Annotated in this window: 12 protein-coding genes; 1 reads left to right on the top strand and 11 read right to left on the bottom strand. The window is 67.7% G+C overall.

Annotated features, from left to right (window positions below):
• Positions 1-9 precede the first annotated feature (9 nt).
• Complete coding sequence (locus NU688_RS22720; RefSeq protein ID WP_257863063.1) at positions 10-951, top strand: zinc-binding dehydrogenase; 942 nt, start codon at positions 10-12, stop codon at positions 949-951.
• A gap of 6 nt (positions 952-957) precedes the next feature.
• On the opposite strand, the gene NU688_RS22715 is transcribed toward NU688_RS22720, so the two are convergent.
• From NU688_RS22715 to NU688_RS22665, 11 genes are all read right to left on the bottom strand, one after another.
• Positions 958-2,310, bottom strand: a complete 1,353-nt coding sequence (locus NU688_RS22715; RefSeq protein WP_257863062.1) for an esterase-like activity of phytase family protein — start codon at positions 2,308-2,310, stop codon at positions 958-960.
• A gap of 77 nt (positions 2,311-2,387) precedes the next feature.
• The gene (gene pbpC, locus NU688_RS22710) at positions 2,388-4,652 is read right to left on the bottom strand and encodes a penicillin-binding protein 1C (protein WP_257863061.1); all 2,265 of its coding nucleotides are present in this window, start codon (positions 4,650-4,652) and stop codon (positions 2,388-2,390) included.
• 181 nt (positions 4,653-4,833) lie between these two features.
• Positions 4,834-10,851 carry an alpha-2-macroglobulin gene (locus tag NU688_RS22705; protein ID WP_257863060.1) on the bottom strand — a complete coding sequence of 2,006 codons (6,018 nt, stop codon included), beginning with the start codon at positions 10,849-10,851 and terminating at the stop codon, positions 4,834-4,836.
• A gap of 123 nt (positions 10,852-10,974) precedes the next feature.
• Positions 10,975-11,451, bottom strand: a complete 477-nt coding sequence (locus NU688_RS22700) for a DUF2269 domain-containing protein (RefSeq protein WP_257863059.1) — start codon at positions 11,449-11,451, stop codon at positions 10,975-10,977.
• A complete protein-coding gene (locus NU688_RS22695) occupies positions 11,448-11,825 on the bottom strand; it encodes a DoxX-like family protein (protein ID WP_257863058.1) in 378 nt (125 codons plus the stop codon). Before NU688_RS22695 ends, NU688_RS22700 begins: the two co-directional genes overlap by 4 nt.
• The gene (locus NU688_RS22690) at positions 11,822-12,940 is read right to left on the bottom strand and encodes a saccharopine dehydrogenase family protein (RefSeq protein ID WP_257863057.1); all 1,119 of its coding nucleotides are present in this window, start codon (positions 12,938-12,940) and stop codon (positions 11,822-11,824) included. Before NU688_RS22690 ends, NU688_RS22695 begins: the two co-directional genes overlap by 4 nt.
• On the bottom strand, positions 12,937-14,580 hold the full coding sequence (locus NU688_RS22685) for an FAD-dependent oxidoreductase (RefSeq protein WP_257863056.1): 1,644 nt from the start codon (positions 14,578-14,580) through the stop codon (positions 12,937-12,939). The genes NU688_RS22690 and NU688_RS22685 overlap by 4 nt, the downstream gene beginning before the upstream one ends.
• Before the next feature lie 9 nt (positions 14,581-14,589).
• Positions 14,590-16,131, bottom strand: coding sequence for a polyamine aminopropyltransferase (locus NU688_RS22680; RefSeq protein ID WP_257863054.1), 1,542 nt, complete (start codon positions 16,129-16,131; stop codon positions 14,590-14,592).
• A 14-nt stretch (positions 16,132-16,145) separates the two neighbouring features.
• Positions 16,146-16,364 (bottom strand): DUF350 domain-containing protein, encoded by a 219-nt coding sequence (locus tag NU688_RS22675; protein ID WP_093055038.1) that lies wholly within the window; start codon positions 16,362-16,364, stop codon positions 16,146-16,148.
• Positions 16,365-16,412: 48 nt separating this feature from the next.
• Positions 16,413-17,894, bottom strand: a complete 1,482-nt coding sequence (locus NU688_RS22670) for a DUF4178 domain-containing protein (RefSeq protein WP_257863053.1) — start codon at positions 17,892-17,894, stop codon at positions 16,413-16,415.
• A 103-nt stretch (positions 17,895-17,997) separates the two neighbouring features.
• Complete coding sequence (locus tag NU688_RS22665; protein WP_257863052.1) at positions 17,998-19,053, bottom strand: SPFH domain-containing protein; 1,056 nt, start codon at positions 19,051-19,053, stop codon at positions 17,998-18,000.
• Positions 19,054-19,203 lie beyond the last annotated feature (150 nt).

Below are 19,203 nucleotides of genomic sequence, written 5' to 3'. Positions count from 1 at the left end.
GCCCCCGACGTGCTCGAAACCGTCGACATTCCCACGCCCGCTCCCGGCGCGGGCGAAGTGCTGGTGCGCGTGCGCGCCGCCGGTGTCAACTTCTTCGAGACGCTGGTTCGGCAGGGCCGCTATGCGGAGGCGCCGCCGTTGCCGATGGTGCCCGGCGTCGAGGTGGCGGGCGTTGTCGAGGCGCTGGGCGCAGGCGTCGAACCGGCGCTGCGCGGTGCGCGCGTGGCCGTTCCGCTGTTCGCGGCGGGGCGTGGATCGGGCGGCTATGCGGCGTACGTGGCGGTCGACAGCGCGTATGCGTTTCGCATCCCCGACAGCCTCTCCTTCGAGGACGCCGTGGCGCTGCTAGTGCAGGGGCTGACCGCGCTGTTCCTGATTCGCCGCAGTTCGCCCGAAGGCAAGACGGTGCTGGTGACTGCGGCCGGTGGCGGTGTCGGTTCGCTGCTCGTGCAACTCGCCAAACGCGCCGGTGCAACGACCGTCGTTGCAGCAGCGGGAAGCGCCGAAAAACTGGCGCTTGCGCGCAAGTTGGGCGCCGACCTCGCCGTCGACTACACCCAGCCGGACTGGCCCCGCCAGATCGCATCGCTCACCGAGGGCCGCGGCATCGACACCCTCTACGAGACCGTGGGCGGCGCATTGACGCATGCCGCGCTCGAAGCGCTCGCGCCGCAAGGCGAACTGGTCTTCGGCGCGGTCGGCCGCTTCGACCTCGACAAGTCGCAACTCGAAGCGATGCTGCTCCGGAACCAGTCGCTGAAGGGATTTGCGCTGCTTCCCTTGCTCACGGTGCCGCAACTCGCCGACAGCCTGTCGGACCTCTTCCAGCTGGCATCGACGGGCAAACTCACCGTGGTGCACGGTGGCCGCTACCCGCTCGATGAAGCGGCAGAGGCGCACCACGCCCTCGAAAGCCGGCGCACGTCCGGCAAGGTCGTGCTGGTGCCCTGAGTCTCCTTACTTGGCCTGCAGCAACGCGCCGGCTTCGAGCAGCACCAGCTCGTTGTCGTCCGCCTTGTTCGGCTCGCGGCTGCTCGAGAACGGCAGGTTGTTGTCGTTGCCGACCACGATATGCGTGGCGTCGATCACGTCGACGTTCTCGATCGTGAAGAACGGGAACTTGAGCACGCCGTCGTTCAGCGGCTTGCGCGCGAGCTTGTCGGGGTCGGCGATGTTCAGCAGGTCGATGTAGCCGATCTTGCGCACCGCGCCGCCCGCGTTCGCATCGCTCAGCTCGACCTTGTAGACGCGCTTGAACTTCGCGATGTCGTGGAAGCAGTCGGTGCGCTTCTGGCCTTCGGGGCAGGCCTTGTCGCTGGTGCCTTCGCCGTTGTCGCGTTCGATGATCAAACCGGTGGTGCCGTCGATCATGTTGAAGTCGCCGATGGCGTTGCCGTTGGCTTCGAGCACGTACTTCCAATGGCGGCCCGTCCATTTTTCCGAGGCCACGTCGAACTCCAGCACGCGCAGGGCCTCCTTGCCGTCGACGCGCTCGTAGTCCTTGGCCTCGGCGTTCCACACCGGGCCTTCGAGCAACGCGTAGAGCTTGCTGCCGTCCTTCGACGAAGCCATGCCTTCGAAGCCCTTGGAGCGCTTGATCTGGAAATCGACCGCGCCGCCCGGCACGCCCGGCGTGGTGACTGCGGGGTGATCCGGCGATCGCACGGCCTTGCCGTCGACTTGCGTGTCGAACACCGCGAGCACCTTGCCCTTCAGGTCGGCCTTGATCAGGAAGGGGCCGAGCTCCTCGCCGATCCACAGCGCGCCGCCGGCGAACTGAAAGCTCTCGGGGTCGAAGTCCGAGCCCGTCAGGTAGCGCTGCTTGGTGCCTTCGTGGACGATGCGGAACGGCACCTTCTTGTCGGGGTCGTGCAGGAAGATGGTGTTCAGGCGATTGAACTTGCCGCTCTTGAAGTCCACCTTGTAGTGGTTCAGGTAGAGCATGAAGTCGGGCGAGTTGGCCTTCGCGCCGGCGCCGTTGTCTGTGAGGATCCAGAACGAGCCGTCGTCCATCTTCTTGATGCCCGAGTGCCCCTGCAGCGGCTGGCCCTTGAACGGCACCGACACGCCCGTGCCGCGGCCGCCCGAGAGCCCTTCGATCGTGCCCAGTGCCTCGACGCGCTTGCCCGAGGTGAACTTGCCACTGACCTGCAGGTCGGCCGGTGCGTCTTTCGGTGCAGCGACGAAGCTTTGCGCGGGCAGCACGGCGTGGCCGGCGAGCGTGGCGGGGAAGGCGGTCTGTGCGGCCGCGCCGCCGCAGGCGAGTGCGGTGGCAAGGGCGATGAAGGAGAGGGGGGCAAGACGCGTCATGGGTGGCAGAAGAAAGGTTTCAGTCGAAACGCGAGACCATGCCGATTTCGCGTGACGACGCCGTGACATCCACCGCATCAAGGTGCGATGTCGACGACTACTTCACGCGACTCGGCGCGACCCTGGTCGTCGACCGCGCGCAGCACGTAGCGCCGGCCCGAGTCGGCCATGTCGGGCATCCAGGTGATGCCTTCGCCGGGCGCGGCCTTGCCGATCAGCGCGTCATCGGCGAACCAGTAGATCGCCTGCGTGCCCGCCGCCGCTTCGGCGCGCAGCACGAGCGGCTCCGGCTTCTTCACGCGCAGCGTGTGCCGCACGCCGCGCAGGGGCGAGGTGATGAGCGGCGCCGTCTCCGAGGCCTCGCCCTTCTCGCAGCCATCGGTCGGCAGGCTCGCGCGCGGCAGGCCGGCCTGGCGGAACAGCCGCCGCATGTCGCTGCCCCATTGCTCGACCACCTGCTGACGCGCGTTGGGCTGCGGCCCGCACACCACCTTGCCGGTGGTCTCGTCGATCCACACCGCGCGGTGCAGGTTGCTGACCTGAATCGGCGATTTGCCGGCGATGAACCATGTCGTGGTGCGCACCGGGCACAGCGCATCGGGCAATCCGCCCGTCGCCATGCACACCTCGACCTGCCGCAGATCGGCCGGCTGCCGCGTCGCGATCTCGCCGGGGTCCAGCCGCTCGGCGCGCAGCGCATCGACCATGCGCAGGAACAGTGGCGCGGCCGCATCGACGCCCACCAGCGCAGGGTTGCTTGTGCCGTCGAAGTTGCCGACCCACACCACGAGCACATGGCGGCCGAACACGCCCGCGGTCCACGCATCGCGAAAGCCCCACGAGGTGCCCGTCTTCCACGCGATGGCGGGGCGTGCGGGCAGCGTGGTGTCGGGGCGCGGCGTGTGGCGCAGCATGTCGAGCGTGATGAACGACGCCTCTTCGCTCAGCAGGCGCAGCGGCTGCGTGGGCCGCTCGTCAGGCGCGGGCTGCGTGTAGCGAATCGGCTGCGAGATGCCTCCGTTCGCCAGCGTGGCGTAGAGACCCGCGAGCTCCTCGGGCGTGACCTCGCCGCCGCCCAGCACCAGCGCAAGGCCGTAGTGCGATTCGCTCTGCAGCTTCTGCACGCCCGCGAGCCGCATGAAGTCGTAGAGCCCCGGCTTCGACAGCTTCGCGGCGACGGCCACTGCGGGAATGTTGCGACTGCGGATCAGCGCCTCCTGCGCGGGCAGCGGGCCGGCGAAGCGGTGGTCGAAGTTCTCGGGCGTGTAGGGACCGAAGGAGGTCGGCGCGTCCTTCAGCATGGTCTTGGGATGCAGCAGCCCCTGGTCGAGCGCGAGCGCATAGATGAAGGGCTTGAGCGTGGACCCCGGCGAGCGCTTGGCCTGCGTGCCGTTGACCTGTCCCGCGATCGCGTCGTTGTGCCAGTCGGCCGAACCGATCAGCGCGCGCACCTGCATGGTCGAGGCATCGAGCAGCAGCGCGCTCGCGTTGGTCATGCCCACGTCGGCGTGCGTGCGCAGGTACTGGCCCATTACGCGTTCGAGTGTGGCCTGCATGCGCAGGTCGATGGTGGTGCGCACTTCCTGCACGCCGCGCTCCTGCGCGAGCAGCATGTCGGTGGCGTGCGGCGCGAGAAAGGGAAGGCTGCCGCGCGATTGCGCCGAGAGCGCGAGTTGCGCATCGGGCGCATGCTGCTTCGCGGTCGGGTCACGCTCGGCCCACAGGGCCCACAGGCGTTCGCGTGCCGACTGCAGTTCGGCATTGCGGCCACGCTCGGCGATGCGCTTGACGGGGTTCTGCGGAATCACCGCGAGCGTCAGCGCCTCGGGCAGGCTGAGCTTGGCGGCGTCCTTGCGGAAGTAGATGAGGCTCGCGGCCTGCACGCCTTCGATGTTGCCGCCGTAGGGGGCGGTGTTGAGGTACGCCTCGAGGATCTCGCGCTTGCCGAAGCGTGCTTCGAGCCACAGCGCGGCGCCGATCTGCGCGATCTTGCCCAGGGTCGTGCGGCTGTCGATGCCGTAGACGCGCCGCGCGAGCTGCATCGTGAGCGTCGAGCCGCCCTGTCTGCGCTCGCCGCTGGCGATGCGCCAGGCGCTGCGAACCAGCGCGGCGGGGTTGACGCCGGGGTGCGCGTAGAAGCGGCGGTCTTCGTACAGCAGCACGGCATCGACCAGCGTCGGCGAGATCCGGTCGAGCGGCACCCAGAGGCGGTATTGCTCATCACTTGCGAGCGTGAGGCGCAAGAGCTCGCCGCCTTGCGCGTACACGGCGCGCGAGCTGCCGACGGTTTCGCTGAGCGGGGCGTGCGGCCAGAAGCGCAACAGCGCGAGCAGCAATGCCACCGCTGCAAAGGCGACCGCAACCTTCTTCCCTCTGCCCCTCTTACTCCCTCTCCCGCTTGCGGGAGAGGGTTGGAGTGAGGGCAGCGACGAGGAATCGAGCACGGTATTCATGGAAGCGCGGCACCCTCACCCTAGCCCTCTCCCGCAAGCGGGAGAGGGGACAAGGCAGGGAATGCCGAGGTCAATTCGCCACCACCTGGAAGCGGGCACCCGCCGAGCGCGAATACACGCGCCGGTCGTACATCGCCTCGCCATACGCCGCCGGCACCACGAAGTCGCCCACGTTGGTGGCACGTGCCTTGTAGGTCACTGCGAGCAGGTTCTTGTCGACGGTGCCGTAGAACACGACGCGGTCTTCGCGGATGTCGGCGTACTGCACCTTCCACGAACCGCCGCCGCCCAGGCGCTTCTTCCAGATCGGCGCGTCGGCGTTGGCTTCCTCGTCATCGCCCACGGCCTGCAGCACCGGCTCCAGCCCACCGGGCAGCAGGTCGACCAGCGCCACGTCGTTGAGCTGCGCACGCTCCAGGCTGCGCACGAGCACCCGTACGGTGACCTCTTCGCCGAGCTTCGCCTTGGTGATCGGGTTGCCCTTGGCATCGAGCACTTCATGGAAGATCTCGAGGCCCTGGTTCACCGGCGTGGTGGGCACGTTGCGCTCGAAGCCCTGTTCGGCCCAGCTGTAGTACAGGTTGAAGTCGCTGTCGTTCGACAGCTTGAGCTTGGCCGTGCCGGCCGGCACCGCAGCACGCGTGATCGGGTTCACCGAACCCAGTGCAAGTGCCGCGGCCTGGCCTTGCGCATTGACGCTCTGCGCCGTCAGCTTGCCCTCGACGTTCTGCGCCACCGCGTCGAAGTAGGCATCGACCGCCAGCAGCATCGAGGCCGACGACAGGCTGTTGTACCAGCCGTCGCGCACCATCGCGCCCATGCCTTCCCACACCTCGGGCTTGAGCGTCTTCAGGCGCGCCGGGAAGTGGCGGCCCACCAGGTGCAGCGTCATGCTGTCGTGCACCAGCGGGTCGTAGTAGGCGCCCCAGACGTTGCGGCGCTGCTTCTTCTCGGTGCGCGCGAGCAGGTCGGACCACACCGGGTTGAGCAGCTCGCTGGCCACCTGTTCCTGCTTCACGAGCTGGTAGCTCGCGGCGAGGTACACGGCGCCCAGGTCGTCGCTCCAGCCCTGCGTCTGCTTGTTGCGCCAGGCTTCGCGCAGGTTGGCCAGTGCGGCCGGCGCGATGATGCCCTGGCGCGTGAGCAGGTAAGCCGCCTGCGTGCGCTGGCGCCAGCCGTCCAGCGAGCTGTCGCCGCTGCCGAGCCAGCCCTGCAGATAGGTGTTGGCCTTCTGCAGCAGGTCTTGCGGCACGGGCAGCTTGTGGTCCTTGGCTTCGATGAGCAGGTGCACCGCGTAGAGCGTGGCAAACGGATCGGTGCCCGCGCCGGGCCACAGCGAGAAGCCGCCGTCGGCCGTCTGCCGTGCGCGCAGCTGTACGAGGTAGCGCTCGAAGGTCTTGCGCGCCTCGGGCATCGGACCCTGTTCCGGGGTGCGGCCGCGCGCCATTTCCTTCACCAGCTCAGGGCGGCCCGACAGCAGCACGGCCGGGAAGGTCTGGCTCGTGATCTGCTCGGTGCAGCCGTGCGGGTAGACCTCCAGGTACCGCATGAGCCCGGTCGCGAAGGCCCACGGCGCAGCCGATACCGCCACATCGCTCTTGCGGAAGTTCGGGTACAGGTCGGCCTTGCTGCTCAGTTCGCCCGCACGCTGGAAGCTGCCCGCCTGCACCAGCGTGACGAACGGCGACGCGGGCCGCACGCTCACTTCGGTCGAGAGGCGCGCGCTGAAGGTCTTGTGCGTGGAGGTGAACACCAGCGCCGACGAACCCAGCACCGCCTGCTCGCCCGGCTTGGCGCGCACGTTGAACTTGGTGCTCGCTTCGCCACGCTCGTTGACCTTGAGCGTCTGCGTCGCATCGCCCACCACTTCGAGCCCGCCCGAGGCGGTGAGCGTGAGCGCGATCGGCACTTCCTTGCCCGAACCCACGATGTTGTTCGCGAGGCCCACGCCCACTTCGACGGTGTCGCCGGGCGCCATCGCGAGCGGCGCGTTCGGCAGGATCACCATGTCGCCGCGCACCACGGTGCGGGTGCTCTTGGCGGCGGTGGTCTCGTCGTTCACCGCGACGGCCATCACGCGCAGGCTGCCGTTGAAGCTCTCGGGCACGGTGTAGCTGAATTCGCGGCTGCCGTTCACATCGACCAGGCCCGACCAGTAGGCCACCGGCTTGTCGCGCTTGCGCTTGAACGGGTTCAGGTGCTTGCCGAGTTCGCCTTCGCCATCGCCGCCGGGGGCAGCGCCCTGCATGAGCTTCTTGAACTCCGGCAGGATCAGGTCGAGCGTCTGCAAAGTGCCCACTTCGAGCGCGCGCTTCTGGAAGAAGTGCTTGAGCGGATCGGGCGTCTTGTAGCGCGCCACCTGCAGGATGCCTTCGTCCACCGCGAACAGCACGGCGCGCGTGGGCTTGTCGCTGGTGAGCTTCATCTTCACCGTCTGGCCGGGCTTCACCAGCTCGCTGCTGGTGAGCTGCAGGTTCGCGGTGCGCTTGGCCAGGCTGGTGGCAAAGGGGATGACGCCGTACGACAGCGGGCTCATGTAGACCTCGTCCGAAGCCGGGTCGCGCACGAAGTGCACGTTGATGTAGCCGGTGCCCTCGAAGTCCTTGGGCAGCACGATCTTCTGCACCGAGGCGGTCTTGTCGGTCTTGAACCACGCGTGGGCGTAGACCTTGTCGCGCTCGATGGTGATGAGGCCCGCGCCCACGTACGGCGCACGGATGCTCACCTCGATCTCCTGGCCCGGCTCGTAGTCCTTGCGGTCGAGCGTGAGTTGCAGTTCGGCGTTGCGGTCCAGCGAGCGGGAGACATTGGCGTTGCCCGCCACGCTGTACTCGACGCGGTTCAACTCCAGCCCGCCCGCATTGCGCACCACGTAGGCGAAGTTGCCGGGCGTGGCGGTGTTGAGCGCGATGGTGTTGCCCGCCGCGACGATGGCCAGTGGCTTCTCGTCGATCACGATTTCCTTCTTGCGCGACTCGTAGCGGTAGAGGCCGTTGTCCTGCTTCACGAGCACCGACAGCACCTTGCGCTCCACGCGCTCGATCTTCAGGTCGTCCACGGCCGTCTTCTTCGCCTGCGGGTCGATCGCGATCACGGTGGCGTTGCGCGCGGCGCCCTTGCTCACATAGCTGGTGTCGCCATCGACCTTCACGCCCACGAGGTACGGCATGTCGCTCACCAGCGTCTGGGCTTCGGCCGACACGCTGCGCCCGCCCTCGGGCTCGAAGGCCTTGGCAAGCACATGCACCTGGTAGGTGGCGGCATCGAAGCGCGAGAGGCGCAGGTCGAACTCGGCCTTGCCCTCGGCACTGGTCTGCGCGCTGCCCAGGTCGTCGACCTGTTTCTCGGTGGCGCGCTGCGGATCGAAGAAGGCGTAGTCGGCGAACGCGCGGAACACCGGGAAGGCCGGGCTCAGCGTGAGCGTGCCTTCGACCTTGCGGTCGGGCGCGGGCGTGCCGAAGAGGTTCTGCACGTCGATGAGCGCCTTCAGGTCTTTGGGCTTGACCCAGCCTTCGGCGACTTCGCTGCTGAGCTTGGCGACGACCTTGGTGCGGTCGGGCAGGAACTCCTGCACCTTCACCGTGGTGCTGCCGACCAGGAGGCCTTCCACCTCCGGGTTGCCGGGCGACGACTCGCGCGGCAGGTAGAGGTTGACGGTGTAGTTGCCGGTGGGCGAGGTGTCCTGCGTGGTGTGGGCGATTTCCGCCGCGCCACCGGGGCCGAGCTTGAGCTTTTCGCGGCGCACGCTGAGGCCCCGCGCATCGATGATCTCGGCCTCCAGCGGCAGGTCGCGCAGCGACGTGGCCCAGTTGCCGGCCTTGACCATCATCGCGATGTGCATCGTGTCGCCCGGGCGGTAGATGCCGCGGTCGCTGAACACGTACGCCGTCATCTGATTCGGCACGCCGGCCGCGCGCAGGCCGCCGACGTCGAAGCGCGAGATGTCGAGCGTGCGGTCGGTGCGGTTGAAGGGCAGGAAGCTCAGGTCGCCGTCCTTGCGCACGACGAGCACCACGGGTGCCTTCTCGCGCTGGTAGCCGGCGAGGTTGGGCAGCTTGGCGGCGCCCGTCGCATCGGTGGATTGCGACGCGACGATCATGCCGTTGCGGCCCCACACCTCGACCAATGCGCCTGCCACCGGCTGGCCGTTGGCGATGCTCTGCACGAACACGTCGCGCGTGCCGTCGAGCGACTTCTTCGCGACGATGCCGAGATCCGTGACGAGCACCAGGCGCTGGTCCTTCTGGTCTTCGGGGTTGCCGCTCTCGGGGTCGCCTTCGCCCTCGGACTGCTGCTCTTCCTGCTGCTCCTCTTCGGGCTGCGCCTGTGCAGCCTCACCCTCGGCCGCCTCCGGCTTCTTCTTGGCCTTGGGGTCGTAGCCCTGCACCTTGAGCAGGAACACGCCGCGGCGGTCCGCCACGTCGCTGCGCAGGTACTCGGCGAAGTCGACGGTTTCGTAGTGCGCCTTGCCGGCGGGGATGCTGAGCGGAATCTCCTTCTGGAAGCGGTCCACGAGGTTGTCCGACTGCAGGCCGCCATTGAACTGCGGATGCGCGAAGTCGCCGTTGGTCTGCGTGACGAGATGCTGCAGCTGCTGTGGCAGCAGGCGGCCGATCTCGAGGCGGATGCCCGGCAGGTCGCGCACCAGGATCGGCAGCTTGCGCTCGCCGGAAAGTGCGAGCAGCGAGCCCTGGCTCATGATGGTGAGCTCGGGCGCGAAGGTCTTGAGCAATCGAACGTCCTGTCGCGCCGCGCCAAGCTGGTAGCCGCCGGGCGTCTTCAGGCCCTTGGCCACGCGCACCAGCAGGTAGCGGCCGCCCTCGGCTTGGGGGAGGCGGAAGCTGACCATCTCGGTCACTTCGCGCTCGCTGGCGATGGGCTGCAGGGTGATCTTCTTTGCGCGGCGCAGCACGGCATCGGTGACCTTCGACGGATCGGCGGACCAGTCGAACTTTTCCTCCGGGTCGCCCTTGGCTTCTTCGGTAGCCGGCAGCAGCCAGGCCTGCACCACGCGCGCCATTTCGCGCTCGTGCACCGGCATCGAGGCGGTGACGTGCATGACATGCTCGGGCTCGCCGTTCTCGCCCGTGACGATGGTCGGGTCGATGCTGGAGATGTCGAGGCTGAAGAGGCCGGGGATGTCGACAGCACGCGAGATGTCGTTGCGCTGGGCGGGGCCGCCCTTCTGCGCGACCGCGCCGGCCGCAAGGCTCAGCACGACGGGGCGCGTCTTCTCGGGAATGGGCAGCGGCTCGGACTGCAGCGTGGCGGTGAGGCGCAGCTTGTCGTAGCTGACGGTGAACTTCTCGCTCGCGCACTTGCCCACGCTGAAGATCGAAGTGCCGCAGGCCTGGTCATAGGTCAGCACCAGGCGCTTTTCGAACTCTGCCGTGTTGACCGGGTGCGAGAAGCGCACCTGGAAGAGCGCGCGCCGCACGTTGGCCTGCACCGGGTCCTGATAGAACTCCGCGCCCGCGATGCGCGCGTTGAACTCGGGCGAGGTGAACTCGTACTTGCGCTGCTCGATCTCGATGTGCGGCGCGAGCGCGTCCTTCGCGAGCTGCACCTTGTAGGGCTGGCCGACTGGCCAATCCTGCGCGGGCAGGAATTCGAGCTTCTTCTGGCTGCTCCACGTCCAGCGCCCGGCAATGGCGGGCTCGATGCTGACACCGGCCGCCTCCTGGCCGATGCGCGCAATTGGCGCGACCGAGGCGGAGAAGTTGATGACGACCGGGTTCGGCCCCTTGTCGTTTTCGATCTGCGTGCGCGGCGGCGGCACGATCTGCGCGGTGGAAACGACGGGCTCGACGCGGTCAGGCGTGAGGCCGTGCCACCACTTCATCACATGCGGGCTGGCGAACCAGCCGGCCAGCACCAACAGCGCCAGAACGACCAACCAGGCCAGCCGCTGCTGCAGCCACTGCAGCCCAAAAAGAAGAAAGGCGCCCACGATGCGCAGCCACCCCGGGGGTCGCCAGGAACCGACGAGTCCGCGTGCCAGAGGACGCAGAAAACCGAGCGCACGGCCCAGTCCGGTGAAGAGCACGTCGCTCAGCGACGCGAGTTTTCGATTGGCAACTTGAAGCATGGAAGCTCCCCCGATGTTTTTGTTGGCGCCTGGCAGTTTCTTGCCGGTCTGTGAAACCACGGCGCTGTGTGTGAAGTCTGCGTGAAAACTGCACAGGGCCCGCGCACCGGCCCGTCTCGAGAGTCAGAACGAAAGTGCGGGCTTGTTCACCATGAGCCAGAACACGACGGCCATGGCCACGAAGGCCGGGTAGCCGAGCAGTTCCCAATAGCGTTGGTAGCGCGCATACAGCGGCGGCAGCGGCATCGCGTCCTGATGCGCTTGCCCGGCCATCGCCGCCATGCGGATCTGCAGCCACACCACCGGCAGCCAGCAAAGGCCCGCGAACACGAAGAGCCCCAGCGACACCGCAAGCCACGGCGTCGAGAGCGGCCAGCCCGCCATGTGCGCCAGCGCGAAGCCGGTGGCCGGCTGCAGGATGACCGTGGGCGTGGTGAACCACCAGTCCGCGCGCACCACCAGCCGGCTCACGACCGCCTGCGCCGGCACGCTGCCGCTGCGGTTGGCAAAGAACATGTAGAAGGCCGAACCCAGCCCCGTGCCGACCATCAGCACGCTGGAGACGATGTGCAGCCACTTGAGGACGAGGTAGGTGTTCATGGCGTGGCGCGCCGGTACAGGTGCCAGAGCAGCGCGGCGATGGGCAGGTTCTTGAGCAATGGGCCGAGCGGGTGCAGCCACAGGGTGGGCTGCAGGAAGGTCGCGACGGCCGTCATGAACAGCATGAGGCCGAGGGCCGCGAGATAGCTGGCGCGACCGGGCCGCCACCAGAGCACCAGGCCGATGGCGAGGTCTGCCGCCGCACCGCCAACGATCAGCGCCTGAACCAGCCATGGCGGCGATGCGATGCCGGCATCGGCCAGCACCTGGCGGCTCTGCCCGTTCAGCTCGACGATGCTGGCGAAGGCCGTGAACAGCCAGACCGCGACGAGGCTCAGGCGAAGCAGGCGGTCGTCGGCGGCGGGGCGGGTCATGGAGCGGGCGCCGTCTCGTCGATCACATCGGTCACCATGCCCCAGCGTGCGAACTCGGGCTCGAATTCCGGCAGCGTGAGGAGCCCGGCAGAGGCGTGAGCGCCGACAGGGAGGGCATCGCCGCGTGCGAGCCGGCGTGCCAGCAGGATCGCGGCCATGCAGGGAATCTCGGGGCCATGGTTGTCGTCCGCCGCGATGTGCCAGGCGCGGCGCGCGACAGCGCCTTGCGCATCAGTGCCCTCGACGCGCACCACCATGCCGCCCAGCGCGGTGCCAAGCGCATCGAACACGCCGCCTGCGGAGTGCAGCAACGGCGCCAGCTTCTGCGGCGCGCGCAGCAGGCCCGCGCGGTGCATGAACGCCATGAAGGCGAAAGCCTGCTGCGCCATGCCGACTTCGAGCGCCGCACGGAACATGACCGACTGCACGCCCGCATAGCGCGCCGGAAAGAGTTCGAGGTCGGGGATGTCGCACAGCGCACCCCGGCGCGGCCGCATGCGCGCGAACTGCACCTTCACCGGGTTCGCCCAGCCCGGTTGCTTGGTCCATCGGCCGTCCTGCCAGACGCGGATCGGCTCGCCGCAGTACGCAAGCACGCCCGCGAGCGTGGCCTCGCCGCGCGGCGCGCCTTGCGCTGGCGCGATGCAGATGTCGATGCTGCGGATGCCTTGCCAGCCCGCCGCGAGATGGTCGACCACCGCCGACGAAAGTGCCGGTACGGTGCTGGCGCCTGCAACGGCCGTCCGCCCCGCACTGCGGAAGACGGCATCCATCGCGGCCGGAAAGTCGCAGACGAAACGGCGGCCATCAGCCAGGTCGATGTAGTGCGCGCCAGCGGCCGCCACGGCCTGCGGCACGCGGTAGTCCTGGTTCTGGAACGGGCCTGCCGTGTGGATGACGAGATCAACGCCCAGGTACCCCAGGCCCTGCGCAAGATCGGGCGACTGCGCATCGACCCGAACGCCGCGCGCATTGCCGCCCAGTGATTGCGCAAACGCCGTCGCCCGCTCCAGGTCGCGCCCGCCGATCAGCAACTCGATGCCCGCATCCGCCACCAATGCACGGCAGATGCGCGCGCCGAAGTTGCCGTAGCCGCCGAGCACCAGCGCCTTCATGCGAGGCTCGCCCCCGCGACGTGGCCGCGCGTGAATGCTTCCTCGAAGATCGAGTAGCCCGACCAGTCGGCATGCGCAAACGACAGGCGCCCCGCGATGACGCTGCCGCGGTGCGCATCGTCCGGTGCCGTGCGCTGCGAGCCGATCTCCGCCAGCAGCCCGGGCCGGGGAATCGACATGGCGTGGCCGTAGCGCGTGATCTCGATGCGCGTGGCAAGCGAGGGCAGTTCCGGATGCGGCACCGACAGCTCGGCGAGCAGGTCGTCGCGCCAGCCGGTCCAGGGGCGCTCCAGCAGCAGCTTGCGACCGTCGGCGGTGTCGTAGCTGCTCGGCCCCAGCGGCCGGTACCAGCTCAGCACGGTGCCGCGCGGCGTGGGGTCCAGCGTCTGGTGGCGCGCATCGACGTAGCCGAGGCCGCGCGTCCCGTAGATCACGTTGTCCCAGCTCGGCGCGGCGCCCACGCGGTCGGCCAGCGGGCCGCGCAGGTGCACGTTCGCCACCAGCCACGGCGCGTAGCGCACATGCGCGGCGGCGTGCTTCAGCACCTCGGGCGCGTTCTCGACCACGCGCGCGGCGATGAACACCGGCAGCGCGACGATGCAGCGCTCGGCCTGCCAGCGCACCAGCGATTTCGATGCGGCATCCCAGGCATCGACTTCGACCCCGCCGCGCAACTCGGCGATGCGCGTGACGACCTGCCCCGTGCGCAGGCGCTCGCCAAGCGGCGCGGCCAGTTGCTTCGTGAGCCAGCCGTTGCCTTCGGGCCAGGTGAGCACGCCACTGTTCTCAAGGTTTGGCTCGGGGTTCGCGTCGTTGGCGCTGCCGCTCGGGTCGCCGGGCGCATGGAAGCCGTGCCGGCTCGCGAAGTAGTGGATGCCGGCCCAGGCCGACACCTGCTCGATGCCGGCGCCGTAGTCGTCGCGACAGCAGTAGTCGAGGTACCAGCGCAGCTGCACGTCGCTGAAGCCTTCGCTGTCGAGCCAGCGTGAAAAGGCGATGGCATCGAGCGCCAGCAGTTCAGGCGTGACTGCCACCTTGAGCGTCGGAATGGCGAAGTGCGCCGCGTGCTGCAGCGCGTCGATGCGCTGCGCGAACTTGCGGTACTGCGCCAGCGTGTCGACGGCCACGCCGTGCATGGGGAGCAGGCCGTCCTGCCACTCGCCGCGGAAGAAGAGGCGCTCCTGTGGGCTGTGGCAAAGGGTGCGCTCGTCGTATTCCCAGCGGCCCGCGACGCGCTGGCGCAGGCCCAGTTCCTCGAGCAGGTCCTGCACCTCGCGCGCATCGTCACCGGGCACCGGCAGGTAGTGCGCGCCGAGCGGGCAGGCGATGCCGTTGACCATGCCGCCGCGCGCATTGCCGCCAGCACTGTCTTCGAGTTCGAGCAGGGTGAAGTCTTCGATGCCTGCGAGCCGCAAGGCACGCGCGGCAGCAAGACCGGCGACACCGCCACCGGCGATCACCACGCGCGTGCGCTTCACGGTCGCGGGCGCCTGGCTCTTGAGCGCGCCGTCGCGCATCGCATGGCCGCGTGCGACATCGATGCCGGTGAAGCCGCCTTCGATGGGCGGTGGCACCTCGCAGCCGGCCAGCGCCAAGGCGCCCGCCGCACCTGCCACGCCGAGGAAGTCGCGCCGTTGCATGTGTCGAAGCTAGTGCGCCACGACCTTGCCCCATTCCTGTTCATAGGTGGTGACAAGAGTCTGGTTCGACAGGCGGTTCACCTCGGCCGGCACGCGCGCCATGTCGAGCGGAAAGTCGAACATCAGGGGCAGCGTCGAAGGCGAGAGGAAGCGCAGCCCCGCAGGCAGCGCGTCGGGCATCCGATAGGGCCGGCGGCTCGCGATGATGTAGCCCCATTCGCCGAAGCTCGGCACATGCGCGTGGTAGGGCGTCGCGCGCAGGCCCACCGACTCGATGGTCGTCGCCACGGTCCAGTAGCTCTTGCGCGCCACCAGCGGCGAGGTCGTCTGGACCACGGCATAGCCGCTGGCCGACAGGCGCTTTTCGAGCAGCGAATAGAAACTGTTGGTGTAGAGCTTGCCGATCGCGAAGTTGGTCGGATCGGGAAAGTCGACCACGATCACGTCGAACATGTCGCCCGGCTGCTGCAGCCACTGGAAGGCGTCGGTGTTGACGATCTTCACCTTGGGCGACGACAGCGAATGGCCGTTGAGCGCCGCCAGCGTTTCGTGCTCGGTGAAGAGCTTCGTCATGTTCGGATCGAGCTCCACCAGCGTGACCGATTCGACGGAGGGGTACTTGAGAATCTCGCGCACCGCCATGCCGTCGCCGCCGCCGAGCACCGCCACCTTCTTGGGCGCGCCCTGCGCGGCCATCACCGGATGCACGAGCGCCTCGTGGTAGCGGTACTCGTCGCGCTCGGCGAACTGCAGGTTGCCGTTCAGGAACAGCCGATGCCCAAGCTGCCCGCGCGTGACCACGATGCGCTGGTAGGGCGAGGTGGCGCTGAAGACGATGCGGTCCTGATAGAACTTGTCTTCGGCCAGCGTGGTGATGTGGTCGGCCCAGACGAAGGCGGCGAGCAGCGCGGCCAGCGCCAGGAAACACGCCATCGCGTGCGCGCCGATGCGCCGCAGCTCATGGCGAAAGAGCCACAGCGCCCACACCGCGACCGCCGCGTTCATGAAGCCGAACAGCAAGCCGGTGCGGATCATGCCGAGCTGCGGCACGAGGATCAGCGGAAACGCCACCGACACCGCGAGCGCGCCGAGGTAATCGAAGGTCAGCACCTGCGACACCAGGTCCTTGAGCACGATGTTGCGCTTGAGGATGCGCATGACCAGCGGAATCTCGAGCCCCACCAGCGTGCCGACGACCATCACGAGGCCGTAGAGCAGCAGGCGGAACGCGCCCGGCACGTAGGCATTGGCCAGGAACAGGATCGCCGGCAGCGCGCCGCCGATCAGCGCCACGAGCAGTTCGATGCGAAGAAAGTGCGCCGGCAGCTGGCGGTCGAAATAGCGCGAGAGCCACGAGCCCACGCCCATCGCGAACAGGTAGGTGCCGATGATGGTGCTGAACTGCAGCACCGAATCGCCGAGCAGGTAAGAGCTCAGCGCCGCCGCGCTCAGTTCGTAGACCAGCCCGCAGGCCGCGACCACGAACACGCTGGCGAGCAGGGCGATCTCGACGGGCTGCGGCCCGCGCGCATCGGCTGGGCGCGCGGACACGGCCGCCTCCTCGTTCAATGGATTGCTGCGGCGACGATGATGCAGATGCCGAGGCTCATGGCGGCCACGACCAGGCCCAGCGCCACGTTCTGCTTCTCGACGATCTCGCCCCACAGGTCATAGGGCGTGATCTTGTCGATGATGAGGAAGCACAGCCAGAAGATCACCACGCCGATGAGCGCGTACACGAGCGATCCGAGGACCACGCCCGGTTTCAGCCATTCAAATCCCATGGGGACCTCCAGTCGTAGTAGTAAGAAGTGAGGCGAGCGACATCTTCGTCATTTGTGGCCGCCACCGCTCGAATAGCCCCCGTACGAGCCGCCCGAACTGCGGTAGCCGCTCGACGATCTGCCGCTGCAGGTGCTCAGGATGATCAGCAGGATGATGATCACCACGATGATGATGATGATCGTGCCGCAGCCCATGCCCGAGGCGGCGCTCACGGGCAGCGCGTCGCCGCGCTTGAACATGTCCTTCTTGGCATCGAGCTTGAAGGCGGTCGCGACCACGCCGCTGTCCAGCTTGATGCCCGACGACCAGGTCAGCTCGTTTGCCGAGCGCTCCATCGACAGCAGCGCGGGGCCGCTGGCGAAGTCGCGGTTGAAGGTTTTTTGCCCGCGCTCGACCTGCCAGTAGAACTCGCCCGCCACGTAGGTGGTCTCGGCGTTGTAGGCGTACTGCTGCTGGTAGCTTTTGCTGAGGTAGGTGGCGGTGCTGCCGTTCTCGGCCATCACCGGCGCGCCGGTGGTCGGCTTGACCATGCTCCAGCCATCCTCGGCATCGACCAGGAAGCTGAAGCCGCGCTTCTGGTTGTAGAGCAGGTACTCGTCCCAGCCGAAATGCTCGTCGTCGCCGGGCTCCACGCCCATGCGGTGCTGGAAGCCGACCACCTGCCACTGCGCGCCCTGCAGCTGGCCCATGGTGCCGAGGGCGATGAGCGGGCGCACCGGCTCGTCTTGTGTCGCGTGCTTGAGCTCGCCGCCGATGCCCTGCGACAGGTCGATGATGCTGTGGCAATTGCCGCAGGTGATGCTCTTGCTGTCGGCAAGGTTGACGGAGACGGGCGAGCCGCAATTGGGGCAGTTGAAGCTGCGGCCTTTTTCGTCCTTGGCGGATTCGTCGCGCAGACCGGTGAGCTTCAGGTCGTCCAGCTGCACCGAGCGGCCGAGGTAGGCGCTGGGCTGGGCGGTGCCGTAGTCGATGCTGAGCACCAGCCCCTTGTCGTTGCGCAGCTCGACCATCGCGAAGGGCCGGCCGAGATCGGGCAGGTGCGGCAGCTCGCCCTGCGCCGAGGTGAGCGCGACCTGCTCGTTCGAGGTGACGGTGTAGCTCTGTCCGGCAAAAGCGCTGGTGGCGCCCACGCGCAGGTCGACCGGCGGTGGCGCGGTGCGCTGCAGGTCGAAGGGCAGCGCGAAGACGTAGGCGCCGTTGTCTTCGCTGAGGATGGCGGTGCGCTCGTCGTCGAGCGCGGCGATCCATTCGGTCCAGCGGCCACCGGGGTAGGTGTATTGCAGCCGGCCGATCAGCGTGAAAGGCTTGTCCTGGATGCGGCCGGTGGCGAACAGCTGCAGCGGGCTGAAGTCGTCGAACAGCTCGGCCATCTTGCCGGTGCGCGCGAGCGTCTCGCCCTGGCGCACGACGGTGCTCTGGCAGTAGGGGCAGACCGCGTGCGTCGATTGCGCCGAGCGGAACTCGACCGGCGCGCCGCAGCCGGGGCAGGGCGCGCGGTAGTAGCGTTGGTTGCCGGTTTCCTCAGCCATGACGCACGCGCCATGGCTCGGGCGGCCAGGATTTTTTCAAGCCAAAGAGGCTTCTGACGCCCGTCGACCAGGCGTCAGGCGCTATCGGGAACATAGCGCGCGCTCAGACGAGCTTCTTGAGCAGGTCTGCCTTCTTCGCGTCGAACTCTTCCTGGGTGAGGATGCCCTTGGTCTTGAGCTCACCGAGCTTTTCGAGCGTGGTCATCACGTCGGCGGGGCTCACCACCGCAACCGCCGGCTGTGCGGCGGCAGCGGCCGCCGCGGCTGCGTTGGCGTTGTTCGGGTTCAGGCCCTGCGCGAGGTTCTGCGCCATCACCTGGCCGAGCGCCACGCCGGCGCCCAGGCCCATGGCATCGCCCGCGATGCCACCGCCACCGGCCGCGCCCTCGGCGAACTTCGGAATCGCCTGCGCCGTCTGGTACTGCATGAACTTGCCCATGTCGTTGCCGACCATGCCCATGCCGATCTTCTGGTCGAGGATCTTCTGCAGCTCTTCGGGCAGCGAGACGTTCTGCACCGTGATGTTCTCGAGCTTGATGCCGATCTTCTCGAACTCGGGCACGAGCTGCGCGGCGAGCGCCTGCGCAAACTGGATCTGGTTGGCCGCGAGGTCGAGGAAGGGCACGCCGCTGGAAGCGATGGCATTACTGATGTTCTGCAGCACCAGGCCGCGCAGCTGGCCGTCGAGGTCGGCCACGCTGTAGATGTCGCGCGTGCCGGAGATCTCGGTGTGGAACAGCTTGGCATCGCCGATGCGGAAGCTGTAGTTGCCGAAGGCCCGCAGGCGCACGGCGCCGAAGTCCTTGTCGCGGATGGTGATCGGCTGGGGCGTGCCCCACTTCTGGTCGACCTGCTGGCGCGTGCTGAAAAAATAGACGTCGCTCTTGAAGGGAGACTCGAAGAGCTTGTCCCAGTTCTTCAGGTACGTGAGCACGGGCAGCGTCTGCGTCGTGAGCTTGTACATGCCGGGGGCGAACACATCGGCCACCTTGCCTTCGTTGACGAAGACGGCCACCTGCGATTCGCGAACGGTGAGCGAGGCGCCGTTCTGGATTTCCATCTCGGCCATCGGGAAGCGCCAGGCCAGCGTGCCATCGCCGGTCTCGGTCCACTGGATGATGTCGATGAACTGTTTCTTGATGAAATCCATCAGGGCCATGGTTGCTCCTCTACAGGTTTTTTCAGGTTTTGTCCGCGTCGTGCATATTGCCACATCGCCTTGACAACACCCCGTGCTTTTGGTCATGCCTCACACCGGCCATGCGGCGTATGGCTTTACGAACCGAGGTCTACAATCGGCGCCCCCAGA

This window comes from Variovorax sp. ZS18.2.2 (assembly GCF_024701975.1).
Taxonomy (GTDB): Bacteria; Pseudomonadota; Gammaproteobacteria; order Burkholderiales; family Burkholderiaceae_C; genus Variovorax.
Note: the sequence above shows the minus strand (reverse complement) of the source record. Positions and strands in the feature narration are given on the sequence as shown.